The organism is Shewanella fidelis ATCC BAA-318 (genome assembly GCF_000518605.1).
Lineage (GTDB): Bacteria > Pseudomonadota > Gammaproteobacteria > Enterobacterales > Shewanellaceae > Shewanella > Shewanella fidelis.
Window position 1 is genome coordinate 177,467 of record NZ_JADX01000005.1, and the last position, 17,994, is coordinate 195,460.

At 42.7% G+C, this 17,994-nt stretch carries 14 protein-coding genes; 4 read left to right on the top strand and 10 right to left on the bottom strand.

Annotated features, from left to right (window positions below):
- Nucleotides 1-13: 13 nt before the first annotated feature.
- Entirely contained in the window at nt 14-301 is a 288-nt protein-coding gene (locus tag L884_RS0103225) for a DUF6482 family protein (RefSeq protein ID WP_051435515.1), read from the bottom strand.
- A gap of 159 nt (nt 302-460) precedes the next feature.
- Here L884_RS0103225 and L884_RS0103230 point away from each other — a divergent pair, with 159 nt between their 5' ends.
- The gene (locus tag L884_RS0103230) at nt 461-985 is read left to right on the top strand and encodes a hypothetical protein (protein WP_028766142.1); all 525 of its coding nucleotides are present in this window, start codon (nt 461-463) and stop codon (nt 983-985) included.
- Nucleotides 986-1,048: 63 nt separating this feature from the next.
- Here L884_RS0103230 and L884_RS0103235 read toward each other — a convergent pair whose 3' ends face one another.
- Complete coding sequence (locus L884_RS0103235) at nt 1,049-1,435, bottom strand: DUF2541 family protein (protein WP_028766143.1); 387 nt, start codon at nt 1,433-1,435, stop codon at nt 1,049-1,051.
- A gap of 415 nt (nt 1,436-1,850) precedes the next feature.
- On the opposite strand from L884_RS0103235, the gene L884_RS0103245 reads away from it, so the two are divergent.
- A complete protein-coding gene (locus L884_RS0103245) occupies nt 1,851-3,152 on the top strand; it encodes an NAD(P)/FAD-dependent oxidoreductase (protein ID WP_028766144.1) in 1,302 nt (433 codons plus the stop codon).
- 80 nt (nt 3,153-3,232) lie between these two features.
- Here the strand turns inward: L884_RS0103245 and L884_RS0103250 are convergent, their stop codons facing one another.
- Complete coding sequence (locus L884_RS0103250; protein WP_028766145.1) at nt 3,233-4,273, bottom strand: GGDEF domain-containing protein; 1,041 nt, start codon at nt 4,271-4,273, stop codon at nt 3,233-3,235.
- 98 nt (nt 4,274-4,371) lie between these two features.
- Here L884_RS0103250 and L884_RS0103255 point away from each other — a divergent pair, with 98 nt between their 5' ends.
- The gene (locus L884_RS0103255) at nt 4,372-5,448 is read left to right on the top strand and encodes a linear amide C-N hydrolase (RefSeq protein ID WP_028766146.1); all 1,077 of its coding nucleotides are present in this window, start codon (nt 4,372-4,374) and stop codon (nt 5,446-5,448) included.
- 12 nt (nt 5,449-5,460) lie between these two features.
- Here L884_RS0103255 and L884_RS0103260 read toward each other — a convergent pair whose 3' ends face one another.
- On the bottom strand, nt 5,461-5,673 hold the full coding sequence (locus tag L884_RS0103260) for a hypothetical protein (RefSeq protein WP_028766147.1): 213 nt from the start codon (nt 5,671-5,673) through the stop codon (nt 5,461-5,463).
- Nucleotides 5,674-5,768: 95 nt separating this feature from the next.
- Complete coding sequence (locus L884_RS0103265; RefSeq protein ID WP_028766148.1) at nt 5,769-9,332, bottom strand: hypothetical protein; 3,564 nt, start codon at nt 9,330-9,332, stop codon at nt 5,769-5,771.
- 415 nt (nt 9,333-9,747) lie between these two features.
- Here L884_RS0103265 and L884_RS0103270 point away from each other — a divergent pair, with 415 nt between their 5' ends.
- Nucleotides 9,748-11,577, top strand: a complete 1,830-nt coding sequence (locus L884_RS0103270; RefSeq protein WP_169731772.1) for a carboxypeptidase-like regulatory domain-containing protein — start codon at nt 9,748-9,750, stop codon at nt 11,575-11,577.
- Between the two features lie 73 nt (nt 11,578-11,650).
- Here the strand turns inward: L884_RS0103270 and L884_RS0103275 are convergent, their stop codons facing one another.
- The 5 genes from L884_RS0103275 to L884_RS0103295 form a co-directional block, all read right to left on the bottom strand.
- A complete protein-coding gene (locus L884_RS0103275) occupies nt 11,651-13,693 on the bottom strand; it encodes a S9 family peptidase (RefSeq protein WP_028766150.1) in 2,043 nt (680 codons plus the stop codon).
- A 311-nt stretch (nt 13,694-14,004) separates the two neighbouring features.
- Nucleotides 14,005-14,679: a DUF2076 domain-containing protein gene (locus L884_RS0103280; RefSeq protein ID WP_028766151.1), complete on the bottom strand. Its 675-nt coding sequence runs from the start codon at nt 14,677-14,679 to the stop codon at nt 14,005-14,007.
- Between the two features lie 306 nt (nt 14,680-14,985).
- Complete coding sequence (locus L884_RS0103285) at nt 14,986-16,233, bottom strand: NupC/NupG family nucleoside CNT transporter (RefSeq protein WP_028766152.1); 1,248 nt, start codon at nt 16,231-16,233, stop codon at nt 14,986-14,988.
- A 26-nt stretch (nt 16,234-16,259) separates the two neighbouring features.
- The gene (locus tag L884_RS0103290; protein WP_028766153.1) at nt 16,260-16,826 is read right to left on the bottom strand and encodes an NAD(P)H-dependent oxidoreductase; all 567 of its coding nucleotides are present in this window, start codon (nt 16,824-16,826) and stop codon (nt 16,260-16,262) included.
- A gap of 440 nt (nt 16,827-17,266) precedes the next feature.
- Nucleotides 17,267-17,770 carry a hypothetical protein gene (locus L884_RS0103295; protein WP_028766154.1) on the bottom strand — a complete coding sequence of 168 codons (504 nt, stop codon included), beginning with the start codon at nt 17,768-17,770 and terminating at the stop codon, nt 17,267-17,269.
- Nucleotides 17,771-17,994 lie beyond the last annotated feature (224 nt).

Here is a 17,994-nt window from a genome sequence, read left to right on the forward strand (position 1 = left end):
CTGTGTTTTCAAATTAAAGCCTAATGGTTTCTTTATAGTTACCGCTGTAGGGTAAACCACACATTTCATCGTATGCGGTTTGATACTCTAGTTCAGCGACTTGGTATTGATGGCTGCGCAGTAGTTGCTTAGCTTGCGCAAGGGAGTTTACGCATTGAACACTTGTCTCTTCGTTGAGCTGAGTAAAATTATTATTTATATCAATACAGCCAACTAAATAATGAGTTGCATCTGCGATACCAATGATTTTTGCTTGAGGATCTGCGTGGGTTGCCGTCGTTACCATTTGAGATTGATTCATATGCCGCTCCTTGTGGTTTTTTTGCACTACGTTAAACCTCAGGAAACGGTTTAAATAATCGGCAACTATCAAGATTAACTAAGTTTAAAAGTCGCTAGATAATTATCTAGGTATACTAGCCGCAATGGCTTATTAGCCTTTGTTTTTTGGAGTATTAATATGCAGTTAAAGACAGTTGTTCCGGCCGTTGTAGCATTAGGTCTAAGTGGTTGTGGTTATTTCGGTGGCGATGAAAAGCAACAATTAGAGCAAGCTTGGCTTGCTAAAGATGAACAATTGCAGCAAGTTATTGAGCAGATCCGCAGCCAAGGTATTGATGCTGTAGCCAAAGGCGCCGCAGCGGGCAGTGTTGCCGCTTGTGTTGCGGGTAAGCTAGAGATGGATCCGCTAGGTGAACTCGTTAATGTTGAGGGCGCGTTAGTTGAATCAGCGAAAATCGCAGAGTTAATGAGCGAGCTTGAAGGTTTGCTGGAGCAGGACTTTAGCCTAGAGAATATGTCGAGTTTGCTGCAAAAAGGCGCAGATGCGGCGGCTTATGCTAAGCAAATTATTGCTGATCAAGGCATCGAAAAAGGCTTAGCGCACATTGAGCAAATGGCCACGGCAAGTGAAGAGTTTGCGAGCCAAGATCTAGGAGCACATTTCCAGCAGTTACTGAGTGAATGCCAGCAGCAAGCCAATTAGCATTGAACTTGAAGTGAATAGTAAATGACCACATTTTATGTGGTCATTTCTGTTTTAACGCGATTACTTTTTACGCCCTAGTACTTTCACGCCGGCTTTTGAGCCATCTGAGTTACCGAAGACTTCGAGTTTTTTCACACAACGACGGTAGCCAAACCCTCTCCAGTCAGTGTATTGGTCTTCTTTAAGATCACGGTGAAAGTGAATGGTCTTGGTATTGCCGTTGTTAAAGGTCACTTTAATTCTTTCTAAGTGCAGATCGCGCTCAGCTTTTACACGGATAGCATCTGTTTTTCGACAAATTAGTAGAGGAATTTTGGCACCGTGATCACCACCGCTTAATAAAATAGTGCGACCTAAAGTAATTTGTTCATCAGCCTTAGCGACATTGCTAACAGCCAGCATGCTTGCGACCACCATTAGGCCAGCTAGAAGGGATTTGCGATTCATATATTAATACTGTGATTTAAAAGGGCGGCTAAATTAGTGCTTTGTTTGCGTTAGTGCTAGCTTATCTTGAATGAATTTTGATCTAGCTTGCATTTTTTAATGAGTCATTACCTTGTGTTGGCCGCTAACTTACACACGGAGTTAAGTTGGCTTTAAGCACCTGGCAGCGGCTTGTTGCTTTTTTTAGTATTTAACTCGATGTTTGTGTGAATAAAGCCTGATTAAAGTGTTGCAAGTTGTCTTGTTACTGGTTAAATCAACTGTTATTTGTCAAAAAAAACGAATTTATTCAACGTGACTTAGCTCATGTTTTGCGTCAACATATGAGCGTTAAAGAAGTGAAACTTAAATTAGTGTTTAGCGCTATTGAGCCATTAAGTGAGCAATGTAGTCGCGCCTTGTGAGGAATCAAATAATGAAATCGGCAAATCCAAAAATTGTGATTGTTGGTGGTGGTGCTGGTGGTTTGGAATTGGCGACCCAATTAGGGCATAAATTAGGTAAGAAGAACCTAGCTCAAATAATTTTGGTCGACAAAAATCGTACTCATATTTGGAAGCCGTTACTGCATGAGGTTGCTACAGGTTCGCTCGATTCAGCGCTTGATGGCGTGGTGTACTCAGCCCATGCAGCAAAACACGGTTATCAATTTCAATTAGGGACATTTTGCGGTTTAGATGAAGCAACCCAGTCGATTTCAGTGGCTGCGATTGTCGATGAATCTGGCAAAGTTATGTTGCCTGAGCGCCAAATTCAATACGATAAACTGGTTATCGCAGTGGGTAGCGTAAGCAATGACTTTAATACGCCAGGCGTTAAAGAAAACTGCTTTTTTCTCGACTCACATCAACAAGCAAACCGCTTCCATAATGCATTGCTAGACAGCTTTACTCGAGTACATCAGTCAGAAACCATTAATGAGCTTAATATTGCGATTGTCGGCGGTGGCGCGACAGGCGTGGAGTTATCGGCTGAGCTTTACCATGTCACAGATATGCTTAAGGTCTACGGCTTGAGTAAGATGACGGCAGATAAACTCAATATTCACCTAATTGAAGCTGGCGAGCGAATTTTGCCAGCGCTGCCTGAGCGTATTGCGACTTCAGCAAGAATTGAACTCAGTAAGCTTGGTGTAAATGTTATGGAAAATACCCGTATTAGCGAAGCGACTGCAGCAGGTTTTGTAACCTCTGAAGGCAATTTGATTGAAGCCAACATTATGTTGTGGGCCGCTGGTGTGAAAGCCGCTGATTTTATCAAAGATATCGGATTATTTGAGCTAAACCGTGCTAACCAAATCATGGTTAAGCCTAACTTGCTAAGTACAGTAAGCGACGATATTTACGTTATCGGTGATTGCTGTGCCTGTCAGCAAGCCGATGGTAGCTTTGTGCCACCGCGAGCACAGTCGGCACATCAAATGGCAGAGTGTGTTGAAAAGAACATTCTTAATGAGCTTAAAGGTGAGCCGCTAGTTGATTATGTTTACGTTGACCACGGCTCGTTGGTTAACTTGTCACGTTACAGTACTGTCGGTAGCTTGATGGGCAACCTAACTAAAAGCAGTATGTTTGTTGAGGGCAAGATTGCACGTTTAGTGTATATCTCACTCTATCGTATGCATCAGCAGGCGATCCACGGTACGTTTAAGACGATCGCTTTGTGGTGCGCAGAAAAAGTGATGCGAGTGGTACGTCCAAGAATGAAACTGCATTAGTACGAATGCCTATTCAAAGGGAAGCGCTAGCTTCCCTTTTTTAGGTTCGAATAGTTTACTTTCAAGGCATGTAGTCGTTTTTACGCAGAGCTGACGAGAGGTTCACTATCAAATATCACTTGGTCGCGGCCAGCATTCTTAGCGCGATATAAACGTTGATCCGCTTGGCGTAACACATTGGACAAAGCCATACCGGATTGATATTGAGTTAGGCCAATGCTGACAGTAATTTTGATCTCTTTTTGTTGCGTAATATTAAATTGGTGTCGAGCAACTTGAGTTCTAATCGATTCTGCAATCGAAAGTGCTTCATCTTTGAGTTTGTTTTCTATCACAACGCAAAATTCTTCACCGCCAATTCTAAATGTACGTTGATTACCTGCGATACGGCTAATGATATTGGCACACTCTTGTAATACAAGATCGCCAGCTTCATGGCCATATTCATCATTAACCTGCTTAAAAAAGTCTATATCTAAAATCAGTAGGTGCTGTTCAGTGCCAATATGCTTGAATGCACGAGATGAGTGCAATTGCTCAAAGTAGCGAGTTAAGGCTAACCGATTGAAACTTGCTGTGAGTGGATCTTGTAAAGCCAGTTTTTGCAGCTTTTGCTCTGAAGCAGCACGATTACTTTCATAAATATGCGATATTACCCAAACAAGTAGGTAGCTAAATACAAAATTGACGAATAGCGGACTCACAACTAAGCCATATTTGTTGATAATGGCGCTGGTAGTCGCTGTTAATAGAATAACGGTAGGAATGTTAGCGAGTTTTTTTCCGAGTAGCAGATAAAACACAGTCGGTAAAATAAGCGCCCAACAAACGACAGAGTTAATCGTTTCAGACAGTGTCACTGCGTAAATCACAATCGCCGTAAGTACGTATAGGTAGAGGTTTACCAGCCAAAACTTGTGGCTATGTTTATATGCTTGCCAAGCAAGGCTAAATGAAAATAGTGCGTAAAATAGCTCTACATAACCGAGTAAAATCCACTTTGGTGAGATAACAAGGTTGATAAGTGCCAGTAGTAAGCTTAGTCCCCCTAAAAGCGTACACATGCCGATGAGAACCGCTCTTCGTAATTGAGCTGTGTTGTTTAGCTCGATGTTATCCATTTTAGTACTCAGTCCACTTCATTGTGATACCTATATGTTATTGTAATATCAATGGATCGCAAATGTTAATTTTTATAATGGAGCTATAGGGAGTTGATATGTGTCTGAGAGTGTTGAATAACCTTAATAATGATTATCCTGTCACCGGGCGTAACATGAACTGGTTTAGGCCAATAGAAGCCAATCTATTTCAATTTCCCAAAGGGTTGCACAAGCAAGGATTAAGTTTGGCAAAGGCGAGTAAATTGCAGTTAGACCCCAGTATGATTTTCAATTGGCAATCTAAGTTTGCCAGTGTTGTCACTATGATGGGGGATGAGGAGCAAGGATTTGCAACTGTAGATGGGATGAATGCTGAAGGGTTAGTTGTCAACGTATTGTATGATACGCCAGCCACTTATGGTAAACCCAATTATCAAGACAAACATAGTAATATCAGTATATTGCGTTGGCCTCAGTATATTTTAGACTGCTTTAAGAATGTCACTCAGGTAATAAAGTATGCCGAAAGTAATAGCTTACAGTTAATCAGAGAGAAGATCCCTGAAGGGGCGGGAGCGAGGGAGTTACGTCAAGATAAGATACATCTAGCGGTGTCAGACGCGGCAGGTCGCTCTGTTGTCATTGAGATTAAAAAAGGGAAATTGTCCGTATATGCAGGTAAAGAGAATCAAATTGTCACCAATGAACCTGATTACCCAACTCAATTAGCAATTTTGACTTATTGGCAATATTTATGGGGCAAAACTAAGCCAGCTATCGCAACTCCGATATTTACGGCACCGGGAGGAACTTCACCGACTCAGAGCTTTGAGAGAGCAGCTTTTTATTTAACACTTTCACAAGCGGTGGAAAATCATGATGATGTGATTGCTCAGACTCGTGCCTTTATGGCTAACGGCGCGATCCCATTCGCGTTTAACCCAAGCCAAAAGCAGTATGCTACTTGTACGCGCTGGACAAATTTAGCGGTTCATAAAGCGGGTCAATACTCATTTATTAACCCACTTAACATGATGCCAGTATGGCTTCGGGTGAGCGCAGATATTGCCAATTGCGCCAAGGTGAAACTTATCTCGGTCAACACAGAGTTGCAAATCGTTGACAATCACCGTGAGTTGCAAGGAGATATGCTAAGTTATCTGCAACCTTGTAAAGAGCCTTACAAGAGTTAACTCAAGTATCATTTAAGCTTGCTTTTGCCACCACTTTTTAAGTGTTGGAAAAGCTAAGCTGACAAAACCACCAATCAAGCACGCCCACATTAAGCATATTAATGCGGCAACACCATATAGCGCGACTTCATTATCAGCATACGCAATATAGAGGTGGTGGGTGCCTTGCAGCAACCCGACAAAAGCGGCAAAGCAAACGATACTAGCAATAATAGCGATTAACATATGTCCTTCCTTACTTTTGATGGTTTATCAAAAATTTAGCCCATTTTGCTGACTAATTTAAGTACTAAACTACCTAGTTGCGATACGGGCACGCTTTAATTTTGTGCAGCCTCGACTCGATCACGGATCTTGCGAGACTTTTCTTTGGCGAACAATGTCATAAACTCATTTCCGCCTGCTTGCTTAGCTAAAATATCGACCAACTCAGCTTTAGAATCAATACGCAAAAATGGCAGCAAAGGTTTAATTTCATCGCGTTGCGCCATGGCGATAATGTACTGCCCCATACATGGTTGATAGTGTTTGATCATATATAGCAACAGGAGTTCAGGCTTTACCTTATGGCTAAACAGCCAATCAAGCAGAGCTTGATAAGCGGCTTGTTCATAATCATCTTCATCGCACTCTAAGCGAGTCGCTAAGTCCATCTTGCCTTGTAGGGCAAGCATGTCTACGTAACCTGTGACTAGCCCGTCTGTAATCACTTTGTAAGCACGATAACTGTGATTTGCTAGCAACTTAACTAAGCGACCGCAACGCTCATCGTCCAGCAGCCATACATATTGGCTCAGTGCATGGCTACGATACTCTTTTAGGTTGACTGTGGTTTCATAGCTAACATACTGGTTAAATTGCGGTGCAAACTCTGCATAATCTAGCTCGCCGTGAAGATAGGCCCATAGGTTTTGGTTAACTTGGTTTTGGCGTTCTTCTGGAGTAGGTAGGTTTTTGACTGCGTCAATCACGGTTTGGGCATCGACCTTGTCATCGAGGATCACAATTTGACCGCCAACGTAAAAATTACCGTCTTTAAACGCGTCTTTGTCTGCCACTAACACCAGTAGTTCATCGCCAACCTGCTGTAAGATCTCTGTGTAGATCCAATCCATTCTATCGTTCTTACGGCTTTGGCTGATATCGGCGTTAGGATGCAATTTGACCTGAAAGCGTAACTTTTTAGGCAGCTCAGCCTCGTCGGTGACAAAGTCAGAAAAGATCACATTGTCGCTAAACTTGCTGGCAACCACCTCTTCCCATGAGTTTTGATTAAGCTTAATAAAGTCGGCTAGACATTGCTTTAGCTGGTTATCGAGAGCAAAAGGCATACTTGGGAAAGCCATTGCTACATGCTTATGAAAATCGAGCTTTATGGGTTGATAGCTATAATCTAATCCGCGTAATAACGCCTTAGCGTTTTCCTGTGCTATTGGATCTATTGGTTTTTCAGTGGTTAAAGCACCTATTAACTCGACTAAGTTTACGTAATCTTCAGTGCGAGATGAGCTAGCGCTAAATTGCTCAACTTGATAGGCCAAGGTAAAGGCTTTATCTATGCCATGGTTGTTTAACATATCGAAAAAGTTGCGCTCATCGACAGCTGACTCAAATCTCAACTTGCGGCTATGTTCGCTAAAGGCTTTAGCAATAACATGCACAACTCTGATCGGTGCCATGGTGATCAGCAGTTGCCAAATGCGCTCAGCATTAATGGCTTCAGGGATGTCGAGTTGCTTTAGCCATAAGCAACTTAGGATCACCCGTTGGTAGTCATCATCACGGTCATCTAAGAAGCTATAGCTTTTTTGCTGTGGACTAATTTTAGGGAAGTATAAAGATGCCTGACGACAGATATTTTCGCTATAAAGGTATTGGTTTAATAGCGCTATTATTTGTTGTTGATCAAGCTCAGGATGAGGATCGGTAAAATAAGCTTTTAGCTGTTGTAGCTCTGTATCATTGAGGCCTTTTTCGGTGAAAGGACCATCTTCTAAGATATCGGCATTTTCGAGCATCAAGTTTACAGCACGCTCAAATATGCCATTGAGTTTGTGCTGCAAGGCTTGAGTGTATTCATCATCGCAATTTTGCTGTTTATCTTTAAGTAATAGGTAAGCACATAGTGCGTCGATACCTAACTCATCTTCAGGCCAGTCTTGGCAGTTTAAGCAGGCGCGATTGGCAAATAGTTCGTCAGCTTGTTCGAGCATTTCTGCAGAGATCTGGCTATAGCCAATGTCACAAAATTCATCGAGTAAGCTTTCTAATGATTTTTGTTCTGCTCTACTAACTCCATTAGTTGATTTTTGTTCGGCACCAGCTGGCATGTAGCGAGCGTAGTAATCATCAACACTGATAATGGCTTGATACTCTGTCTCACCGGTTAGCAGGTCGCACATTTCGTCATTAAAGGCTTGTTGGCCAAAGAAGCGGTAGAAAATGTCGACAAATCGTAATAGGGTTTGCGCACTGCGTACTTGGCTTTCAGGCTGACTGTTAGCCGATGCCAATGTTACATTTTCGGGCTTGGGATTGACTCGGCTGATAAAGCCATTGATTTCTGCTTCGTCCATGTCCTCATCATTATCTTGCAGCAAATCTTTTGCTAGGAGCTCCATCACTTCATGGAAGTTATCGCGTACATGGTCAAAGTCGTCCATATCCCAGCAAGACTCTTGGATTGCTTCAAAAAAGGTTAATGCGTGCTTTTCACTATGTGGGACGATGTTAAAGCATTCAATATCATCAAGGATCTGCGGATTTTCGCCAGTAGATATGTAAGCCAGTAGCGCGTGGCTATTTTCAAGGCTCAACATAAACTCGCTGACCATCTTCAGTCCGCCTAGGTACTTGTCGCGTGCTTCTTTACGTTCTGCGCGCTCAATTCGTTGCTTTCGTTGGTAGGCAATACTGCCTGCATAACAACAGAGCTTGCCGTTAAGCTCCTGCTTTAGTTGGTTTTGTAAGTTAATGGCTTCATTTTCAAGACTATCATGAATGAAATGCTCGGCTAGCTCACAGTTCATTTCTTCACTATCTTGACCACAACATTCGGCGATTAAGGTGATATATAAGTTGAGGATTGGTTTTTGTTCTTCCAGTGAGTCATGCTCGCTATAAACCAGTGCGGGCTGGGCATGAAAGCGTTGCTTAATCAGCTCAATAAAACGCGGATATTTATCTGGATTAGCTTTTAAGTAATCACCAAGAGGTTGGTATCTTGGCGCCGGTTGCTCCCAATCACTGCCGTAAAAAGCGAACCTAAAGCTATGATTATCACACCAGATAAAGGCGTTGATCATTGCCTCACACCAACCATGTTTTCTGAGTAGGCTTAACAGCATATCGCCATAGCCAACTGCATGCTCATCATCCCAGTACGGAATAAAAAACTGCGCTAAATAAACGGCGTCATTAGCGTCTTTTGCCGCCATCATATATAGCGGTTCTGCGCCGAATACTCGCGTATCATCAAGCCACATGTCACTGGTGTCGTTTTCAAAGCGGGCATGGTTAACCATGGCTTGTGCAGTCTTACGTAGCTGTGGGGTGAGTGAGTTATGCTCAAGGGCTAGGGCAAATAATAAGGTCTCAGACAGATGCAGTTGACGTTCATCACTGACAACATAGCTACTCAAGTGACCACCATCCGGGTTTAACCCAAGTGCATCCATTGTTGGCTGCGTGTCTTGTAGCATCTCTAGTTGCAAGTGTTCAGTTGTGCCGCTGCTGTTATCCATAAACATCAAGTTGAATCGACCGCTTTTATCAAAGGCTTGATGTGCTTCTAGCTTAGCTTGATAGGTTTGTAAGGCTTGCTTGATGCTGGCCGTGCTGTGGCGGTTAAACTCGATAACTTGTAGCTGGCTAAATGTGTCCATACTGCTGTCCTGTAAACATTGGATTGATCCCGAGGGAATTGGGATAACTACTAGATTTTCACTGCAGAATACCTGATCACTTTAACCAGATCAGTTATTTAGCCAATCAATTTTATGACGGTCTGGAAATTTGTGATAACACAGACAGAAATCTTGGCAGGGCGAGGCCGTTTTGGATTAATGCTACAGATTGAAGCAAGTAACTACGATTTTCCTATCAGCAAAACCTAGGGTCTCTTTACCCGCTAAAAATTGTCTCCCTTATTTGATTGCTTGCGTTTATAATCTCGCGCCGATTTTAGGAGAGCAAGGTATTTGCATCCTAATTAACTAATTTAAATAAAGTTGTTATAGGTAATCCTCGCTCTTTGCTAAGGCGATGTCAGTAAGGTTTTACGAGTAAATACGAGTCATGATGAAAAAAGCGCTATTTGTTTCGTTTGCAGTAAGTGCATTAACCGCGTGTGGCGGTGGTGGGAGTGAGTCAGAGCAATCTGGCGGCCAAGTGTTGGGATCTGTAGTTGCTGATGCCTATTTGTTTGATGATAAGGCGCTTGCGAGAGTCAACTCGCGTCGTGGTACCAATTACAGTGCTGAAAATGGTGAGCAAGGTGAAGCAGAGCTAGCCACATGGCATGTATGCGGTGACACCTATAACAGCTTGATAGCAGAAAACTTGTACAATCAAGATTATGATCAAGACGGTGTTGCTGACACCAACCTAACCGATGACAAAGGTAACCTTTATTACAATATCGACCTTAACGGCGACAAGTTAGCTGAGTTAAACACACTAACATCTCGTGAGGGGATTTACCTGAACGTTGATATGAACTGTGATGCTGCGGCGGATGTGAATATCGATAATAACTTTGATGGTATTAGCGATCTCAACATTGACGTTGATGGCGACATGGTGGCTGATCGATTAATTGATATTGATGGCGACGGCAAGCCAGACTTTTCTTATACCGATAGCGATGGTGTATCCCTTGCTGGCGTTAAAGTATTGCTGCAAGGAAAATATGGTGAGTTTGAAACGACTACTGATGACAATGGTAAGTTCTCATTTGAGCGTATTCCAACTGGTAGTTACACCTTAAAAGCTGACGATGTCGCCCTAGATGGTTCTAATATCTGGACTCGCACTATTGTTGAAATTGAAGAGTTTGATGACTCGATTGGTGCGTTCAGAATGCACCAAGATCCGATTATTACCCAAGTTAATGTCAATAATGAGCAGACATTAACAGGCTTGTGGCAACAGTTTTCTTGGTGGTCAAATGATATTGAAACTGAGTATACCGTTGGTGATACCGTTTCGGTTGAAGTTACCGTAGAAGATCCTAACAATCGCCCTGTAACCGGTAAATTTGAGGTTGGTTTAAGGCCGGGCTCTGAGCAAGTGATAACGGGAAGCGGTGTCTATCATTATCAATACACCATTACTGAAAAAGACAGCGAAGAGTATTCGATATCAGTTGTGGCTCAGCTGAGCAATGATGATGGTTTCTTTGGTTTCGATGGCATAACCGATGTCGAGGCTTATATTAGCTTTTTAATGGCGGATTATGTTGAATCAGAAGCGCTAGAGGTGGAAACCGTCACTGTTGGTGATGAGGTTTTCGATAATCCACCAGATTCAACTTACATGCTAGTTGAAGTGCAGCAACCGATTGCTATTGATGGCAGCGTACAGATAGATGTTGAAGTCACTGGGCCCGATGAGCGTGTGGCTGAGTTTCATATTGTAGGTCGAAAAGATAGCACTGCGCCTCTACCAAAAGGAGATAGCCTTCTGTTTGAAGCCGATAGCGCATACCCTCAGTATATTTATGAGATCCAATATATCACCTATAGTGACTATTTAGTTGAGAGTGAAGAGGTGGTAATTAAAATTCCACTTGATACTAAGTTAAAGCCTGCAATGGTTGATAGCTTATTGATTAATGGTGTGACCGCGACTGATGTGATGGCTCGAGTGGGCCAAACTTATCAGCTAAAGGCGCTGTATAGCGATCCACAAAATGATGTGGTTGAATGTCGCTTTGAAAAGGCGGGTAACCATAGCACGTTAGATAGCTTAGTTAGTGACTGGGGCGCATGTGAGGTAGATTATACCTTTAAAGATGAAGATGCGGTCGACCAGTTCAACTTCAGAGTGTTAGTGCGTAATAGCGACGGTATTATCACTTGGGATAACTATGATGATCTTAAGTGGTATGATGTTAGCGTGACTAAATAAGTCGATTTAGATAATAGAAAAGGCTGCCAATTGGCAGCCTTTTTTGTGTAGCTAATAGCTTATTTTAAATGGATTAACGTCCGCCTGGCTCAGCAAAGCGAGTCATCCAATCTTCTACTTGGTTATACCAATAGATAGAGTTGTTTGGCTTCATGATCCAGTGATTCTCATCAGGGAAGTAGATCATCTTTGACTCAACGCCACGGGTTTGTAGGGTACGGAATAGCTCAAAACCTTGACCAACTGGCACGCGGTAATCAAGCTGACCGTGGATAACTAATGTTGGGGTGTTAAAGTTCTCTGCAAAGTAGTGCGGAGAAATTGACTTGTAGATCTCAGGTTTTTCCCAGTAATTACCAAAACGAGTGCTGTGTACCGAGAAGTCTGCCGCCATTTGCGAGTACATGTTGTATACCGCTGCATGGATCAGTAGCGCATTAAATGGATGCTCTTGCCCAAGAATAATTGAGGTTAAGTAACCGCCGTAACTCGCGCCGCCAGCAACCATACGCTCGCTGTCGATCCAGTCTTTTTGCTCAAACCAGTCCGCCGCTTTTAGTACATCTTCTAGTGACTTGTTTTTCCAGTCAGGGTTGATACTGTCAGCAAACTCTTGACCAAAGCCGCTTGAACCGTGGAAGTTAGGCCATGCTGTCACATAGCCCCAAGAGGCAAAGGTCTGCGCGTTCCAGCGGTAGTGGAAACCATCAGAAATGGCGTTATGTGGACCACCGTGAATAAGCATCATTAGCGGGTACTTTTTACTGCGGTCAAATCCAGGAGGGTAGTGAACCCACATCTGAATGTCTTGATCGTTATAGCCTTTGTAGGTTACCGACTCGTAAGTGCCCATATCAACATCAGCAAGAATGTCGTCGTTAAAACTATCTAGACGGCTGGTTTTGCCATTGCGTGGATTAATCGTTACCAAGCGAGCTGGATATAGGAAGCTGTCGTTAGTCGCAACGATAGTGCCATCCTCAGCCATCACCGGCTTACCAAAGTTAGTGTCTTTAGTAATGGCTTTTACTTTGCCGTTTTTAGCATTGATATGATAAATGCGGCTAGTGGCGGCATCATCAATAGCCGCATAAAAACCTTTGCTGTCTTTGGTCCAGCCAAAGCGTGATATCGAGCGATCCCAAGTGTCGTTAATCACTTTTGGTTGACGCTTTTTCATGTCCATTAACACGAGGCGCGAGGTATCGGCGTAAAAGCCGTGGATCAATTGCTGAGTAAAAGCTAAGGTTTTGCCGTTAGGGCTAAACTGCGGATTACTGTTTGGCGCTTCGTTATCTGGGGTTAAGTTTTCAGCTTTACCGCTACCGATTTTAGCTAAGAAGATGTCAATTTTTGGATCCACTTCGCGGGTCTTCTTTGCTTTATCCCAACCGTTGGCTGTAAAGGCAATCCACTGCTCGTTTGGCGCAATATCATAGCTTGATGCGCTTTGTGATGAGCGAGGTAACTGGTGCTTTAACGGTTGCGTGATCGCTTCAATTTCGCCGCCCTTGGCTGGGATACGGAATACGTGCGCTTGACGGTCTTCATCAATCCAGTGGTCAAAGCTTGAGTAAGGCAGTTCAGTCCACTGATGGGCTGAGACTTTAGTGTCTTTATCTGCTTTTAACTGTTCAGCCATTTGTTGCCAGTTTTTGCCCGGGAAAATACGGCTAATAAAGTAGATATGTTTACCGACCCATTTCATACCATATACGCCACCAGGTACATCGGTCAGCTTTTGCGCTTCGCCTGGACCATCCATTGGTAATAGGTAAACTTGACCAGCTTTATCATCATCACGTTTACTGATAAACGCTAAGGTTTTGCCGTCTGGTGAAAAAGTTGCTTCGCTGGCGCGCATACCTTTGGCTGTAAGTGCTTGTTGGCTATCACCGTCTGTATCAAACAACCAAAGCTGAGTTGAGCCTTTGTCTTCAGGCACATCATATTGGGTGACGGGGGCAACGACTTTGTCACCATCTGGTGAAATAATTGGACTGCCTATACGGTTTAGTTGCCACAGCACATCAACCGAAAGGGGTTTAGTTGATTCTGCATATGCACTTGCCATTGGCATTAGCATAGAAAGTAACAGGATCCCGGCTTTCTTCACGAGTGGTTCTCCTTAGGAGCAATTTGTTGAGTTTTTTATTAGTGTTTTAGCCAGTTTGTAACTGGCGAAGCTAGTATAGCCGCGAATATTACAAAAAGGATATCAATATCAAAAGGCTGTTGCAGATTATATCAATTGCATTAAGAGTCTATTAATTCAGTGGCAAGCTGAAGCCAAGCTGGGGCTTGAGGTAGATTAGAGAAGGGAGGGAGCTTGGTATAATGCCTATAAAAAATGGCGACTGAAGCTTAAGTTCTGCCGCCATTATTTTTTGCATGCTTAATTGTGATGCTGGTTGTGACTAGGCGAGATTAAAACTCTTCGTCGTCGCCACCAAAGTCACCGAAACCGCCATCGCCAAAGCCAGCGTCATCAAAGCCACCAAAGCTTTCGTCACCACCAAAACCTGTGTTAGCAAAAGTGTCTTCGCTTGCATATTCAGAGGCAAAGTCAGAGTTACCATCTAAAAAGCTTGAACCTGTGTCTTCAGTCGCTGCCGTTTCTGTTGGCGCTTCTGCTTCTGGAGCTACTTCTGGAGCTACTTCTGGAGCAACTTCAGGTGCTGCCTCTGCAGTTGCTGGGGCTTCATCACCAAATAGTGCATTGCTAATTAAGTTACCTGCGACCATACCGGCAGCAACACCCGCTGCGGTTTGCATAAAGCTACCAAAAGCACTTGGTTGGTTAACTGGTTGCGGCGCAACTGGTGGAGGTGTTTTGCCACCCATCATACGGCTTAATGCACCACGCTCAGATTCTTTTCTAAAGTGCTCAACTTGAGACTCTAGGAAGTCGTTTTTAGACTTCATCTCTTTTAGTGCCATCTCTTGTACAAGTACCGCTTGAGTTAACTTGTAAACGATATCTTGTTGTGAACCGATCTCTTGGTTGATTAAGCTTTCTGCTTCAGCATCTTTTGGTTTGTTTGGGCTAGCTTTTAGCTTGTTAGCTACGTTTTGAATCAGTTCTTGTTCTTGTGGAGTCATTGTCAAATTCCTAAATGTAAGGATACGTCTTTACGTATTTGACGCGCATCCTAGCTCAAGGTTCACTACGAATGTACAACTAATAAACTTATAGCTTATCAACAGCTTAAATAACTATCAGTTAACAACAATTAACAAACAAGCAGCTTTAAAAACTTACAAAGATTAAGAGAGTTTTATCTAGTTTGTGCGAGATTTGCAGGGACAGAAATATATCATCTGTATTAAAGAGGGCTAAAAAAATGCTTAGCGCTGGTTGCCCAAAGCTAAGCATTCATCAATGAGTTTATCTTTCAGCTTGTTAGCTTAGAAAGACATAAATAAACCCACAACAGTAGCTGATAGCAAGTTTGCTAGTGTTGCTGCTAATAGTACTTTCATACCAACAGATGCAATGTAGCTAGACTTGTTTGGGATCATGGTGCTTAGCGCCGCTACAACCATAGATACAGAGCCGATATTAGCAAAGCCACATAGTGCAACAGTGATGATCGCTACTGATTTTGGTGACATTACTTCGCCAGTAGCAGCAACGACTGTTTCGCCAGAGATGTATGGTGCAAAGCCTGCGTAAGCCACAAACTCGTTAAGCACTAGCTTTTGCGCAATAAAGTTACCGGCAACAATGGTTTCGTCCCAAGGTACACCAATTAACCAAGCGATAGGTGAAAACGCATAACCCATTAATAGTTCAAGAGTGACATCTTTAAAGCCGAACAGTCCGCCAGCCCAGCCGATCATGCTGTTTAACATGGCCATTAAGCCGATACAGGCAATCAAAATCGCACCTACAACCGCAGCAATCTGCATACCCGCAATAGCGCCTTTTGCAATCGCATCAATAAAGTTCGATGGCTTTTCTTCGTCAGGCAGTGCCGGTACGTCGTTTACTGGTTGCTCAGTTTCAGGGATCATTAACTTAGCAAATAGTAGGCCTGCAGGAGCACTCATAAAACACGCCATAACAAGGTAACGTACTTCAACGCCCATACCTGCAAGGCCTGCTAGAACTGAGCCAGCAATAGATGCTAGACCACCAACCATGATGGCAAAGATCTCTGACTTAGTTAGGTGAGGGTGCCAAGGTTTTACAAATAGTGGCGCTTCAGTTTGACCACACACAGTGTTAGCAATGGCATTCATTGATTCTGCTTTTGATGAACCAATTAGCTTTTGTAGACCACCACCTAGCACTTTAACTACAAAGCCCATAATGCCCATGTAGTGCAGTAAACTGACTAGTGATGCAGTAAAGATAATCGCAGGTAGTACTTGGAAAGCGAAAATAAAGCCTAAGTTTTCAACTTGGAAAGTGACCAAGTTACCAAACACAAAACTAATGCCTTTGGCTGCAAAGCCTAGTACATTCGCCACCCCGTTTGATAGTGCCAATAAAACGCTAGCACCAAAGCTAGTTGCTAACACAAAGCCGGCGATAATTAACTGGATAATCAGTGCGCCGCCAACAGTGCGCCAGTTAACTTGTTTTTTCGCATTACAGAAAAGGTAGCCTACAAGCAGCAGGGCTGCGATACCTAGTAAAGATTGCAACATAATTGAAGACCTATTACTGAACTTAATTAGTTCAGTTGATTAATTAAATGGGTTAAACGCTCTACATGCTGTTGAGCTAATTGAATCACGCTATTCTGATCGCCACCTTCGTCAGGAGTAGAGTTCATTTCAAAGGTGATAACACTATCGATAATGTCCATTTGCGCGGCTTTTACAGGGTGCATTGCAGCCTGCAAATATTGCTCAAGAGGTAAAAAGTTGAATTCACCTGGTTGATATGAGTTTTCAGTCGCACCACAGGTAATCGATAGTAGAACCTTCTTGCCTTTCAGCTTGTCGCCGTTAGGGCCAAAGGCGAAGTTGTAGGTAAATACCTCATCAAACCAAAGCTTCATCAATGCCGGATAAGTTGACCAGTAAAGAGGAAACTGGAAAACAATAATATCGGCCTGAGTGAGCAAGGCTTGTTCAGCGGCAACATCAACTTGGAAGCCTTGACAGGCCTGATCAAGTTTATGGATCTTAATCTGGCTAGTGCTAGCTAGCAGTTTAAGAATTTCGCTATTAGCAATTGAGCGTTGTAGATCTGGGTGACCCGAGATCAACAGTACATTGCTGTTGGTGTTAGTCATTTTGTGTACACTTAAAGTTGTCAAAAAGTCATGTGTAAGTGCGCGCAGTCCGACCTCAATATTGCGAGTGTTGAGGGTAATATTAGTGTTATAAAGTGACCAGTTATCCAGTCTGGATTCTGCGGCGCGCTAATATTGCATAGCTGCCTTCAAATGTGGATTAACTTGATGGTTTATTGGCGGGCGAGTCACATTTATACCAATTAATATAAGAAGTTGAGCTACTCAGAGCGACCAAATCTTTATACTAATTGGTATTGGTCGCTAAGTCTTGCACGATTATTAGACGAAACGTACTGCAATTGACCAAGTATATGGTTTGTTATCGTTGAGTATTTTATTTGATAAGACTTAATTATCAATGGCTTGTTGATGTATTGCTTATTTATATCGCTGAGTAATAATTGTGCTGTGCTGATTTTTTGTGGTTTTTTTGCTTATTATCTAGGCTTTCGTCGGAGTGAAATATCACCGCTAATAATTTCAACTCGCTCTCCAGTTAAGCTGACCAACTTAGCTTCAATATGCATCGACATTGGAAACTGACTATCGGGTTGCTTAATAATGACCTCTGCATAGGTACGGTATCGATTGGATAGAAAGTAATAAGTGCCGTTCCATTGACAGTCAAAATAAAAATTAGACTCGCTGAGGTTAATGTTTTCTAGTCGATTTTTTGAATGCCTAAGATAATTATCTGTGGTGATAATACTGCAGGTGTTTTCTGGGCTGCCACTGGCGTTGGTGAACTTAAAGTTTAGTGCGGGCTTATTATTGAGCTTGCCCTCTGCACCACCAAGATATTTATTCAGTTCAATAATTTTATTTGCCGCAGTTGCTTTGATTTCGCTTTGCACTGAGGTTTGTATCTTGGCTTGGCTATGTATCGACAACAGCAAACCGAGTGCAATAATTACAATTAAAAACCAAAGTTGATTACGCATGTAGCCCTCCTTGTTAGTGCTCTGTTGGCACTTTGTTTGAATCATGTACTTGAAACAAGATTAAATCAAGGATTTACATTTAATTAAGTTTTTGAAAATTAATGGTTTTATTGATAAGTATTTTTGAATGTAAGACATAAAAAAAGCAGCCTGAACGACTGCTTTGTGGATTGACTATTTTGTATTGCGGCAGCGCTATTAGTTTAGCGCTGCGCAAGCAAAAG

Coding starts and splice junctions, on each gene's coding strand:
- L884_RS0103225 (WP_051435515.1), bottom strand. CDS start 301: ATGAATCAATCTCAAATGGTAACGACGGCAACCCACGCAGATCCTCAA.
- L884_RS0103280 (WP_028766151.1), bottom strand. CDS start 14,679: ATGACTCCACAAGAACAAGAACTGATTCAAAACGTAGCTAACAAGCTA.
- L884_RS0103295 (WP_028766154.1), bottom strand. CDS start 17,770: ATGCGTAATCAACTTTGGTTTTTAATTGTAATTATTGCACTCGGTTTG.
- L884_RS0103265 (WP_028766148.1), bottom strand. CDS start 9,332: ATGGACACATTTAGCCAGCTACAAGTTATCGAGTTTAACCGCCACAGC.
- L884_RS0103260 (WP_028766147.1), bottom strand. CDS start 5,673: ATGTTAATCGCTATTATTGCTAGTATCGTTTGCTTTGCCGCTTTTGTC.
- L884_RS0103250 (WP_028766145.1), bottom strand. CDS start 4,273: ATGGATAACATCGAGCTAAACAACACAGCTCAATTACGAAGAGCGGTT.
- L884_RS0103270 (WP_169731772.1), top strand. CDS start 9,748: ATGAAAAAAGCGCTATTTGTTTCGTTTGCAGTAAGTGCATTAACCGCG.
- L884_RS0103290 (WP_028766153.1), bottom strand. CDS start 16,826: ATGACTAACACCAACAGCAATGTACTGTTGATCTCGGGTCACCCAGAT.
- L884_RS0103245 (WP_028766144.1), top strand. CDS start 1,851: ATGAAATCGGCAAATCCAAAAATTGTGATTGTTGGTGGTGGTGCTGGT.
- L884_RS0103255 (WP_028766146.1), top strand. CDS start 4,372: ATGTGTCTGAGAGTGTTGAATAACCTTAATAATGATTATCCTGTCACC.
- L884_RS0103285 (WP_028766152.1), bottom strand. CDS start 16,233: ATGTTGCAATCTTTACTAGGTATCGCAGCCCTGCTGCTTGTAGGCTAC.
- L884_RS0103230 (WP_028766142.1), top strand. CDS start 461: ATGCAGTTAAAGACAGTTGTTCCGGCCGTTGTAGCATTAGGTCTAAGT.
- L884_RS0103235 (WP_028766143.1), bottom strand. CDS start 1,435: ATGAATCGCAAATCCCTTCTAGCTGGCCTAATGGTGGTCGCAAGCATG.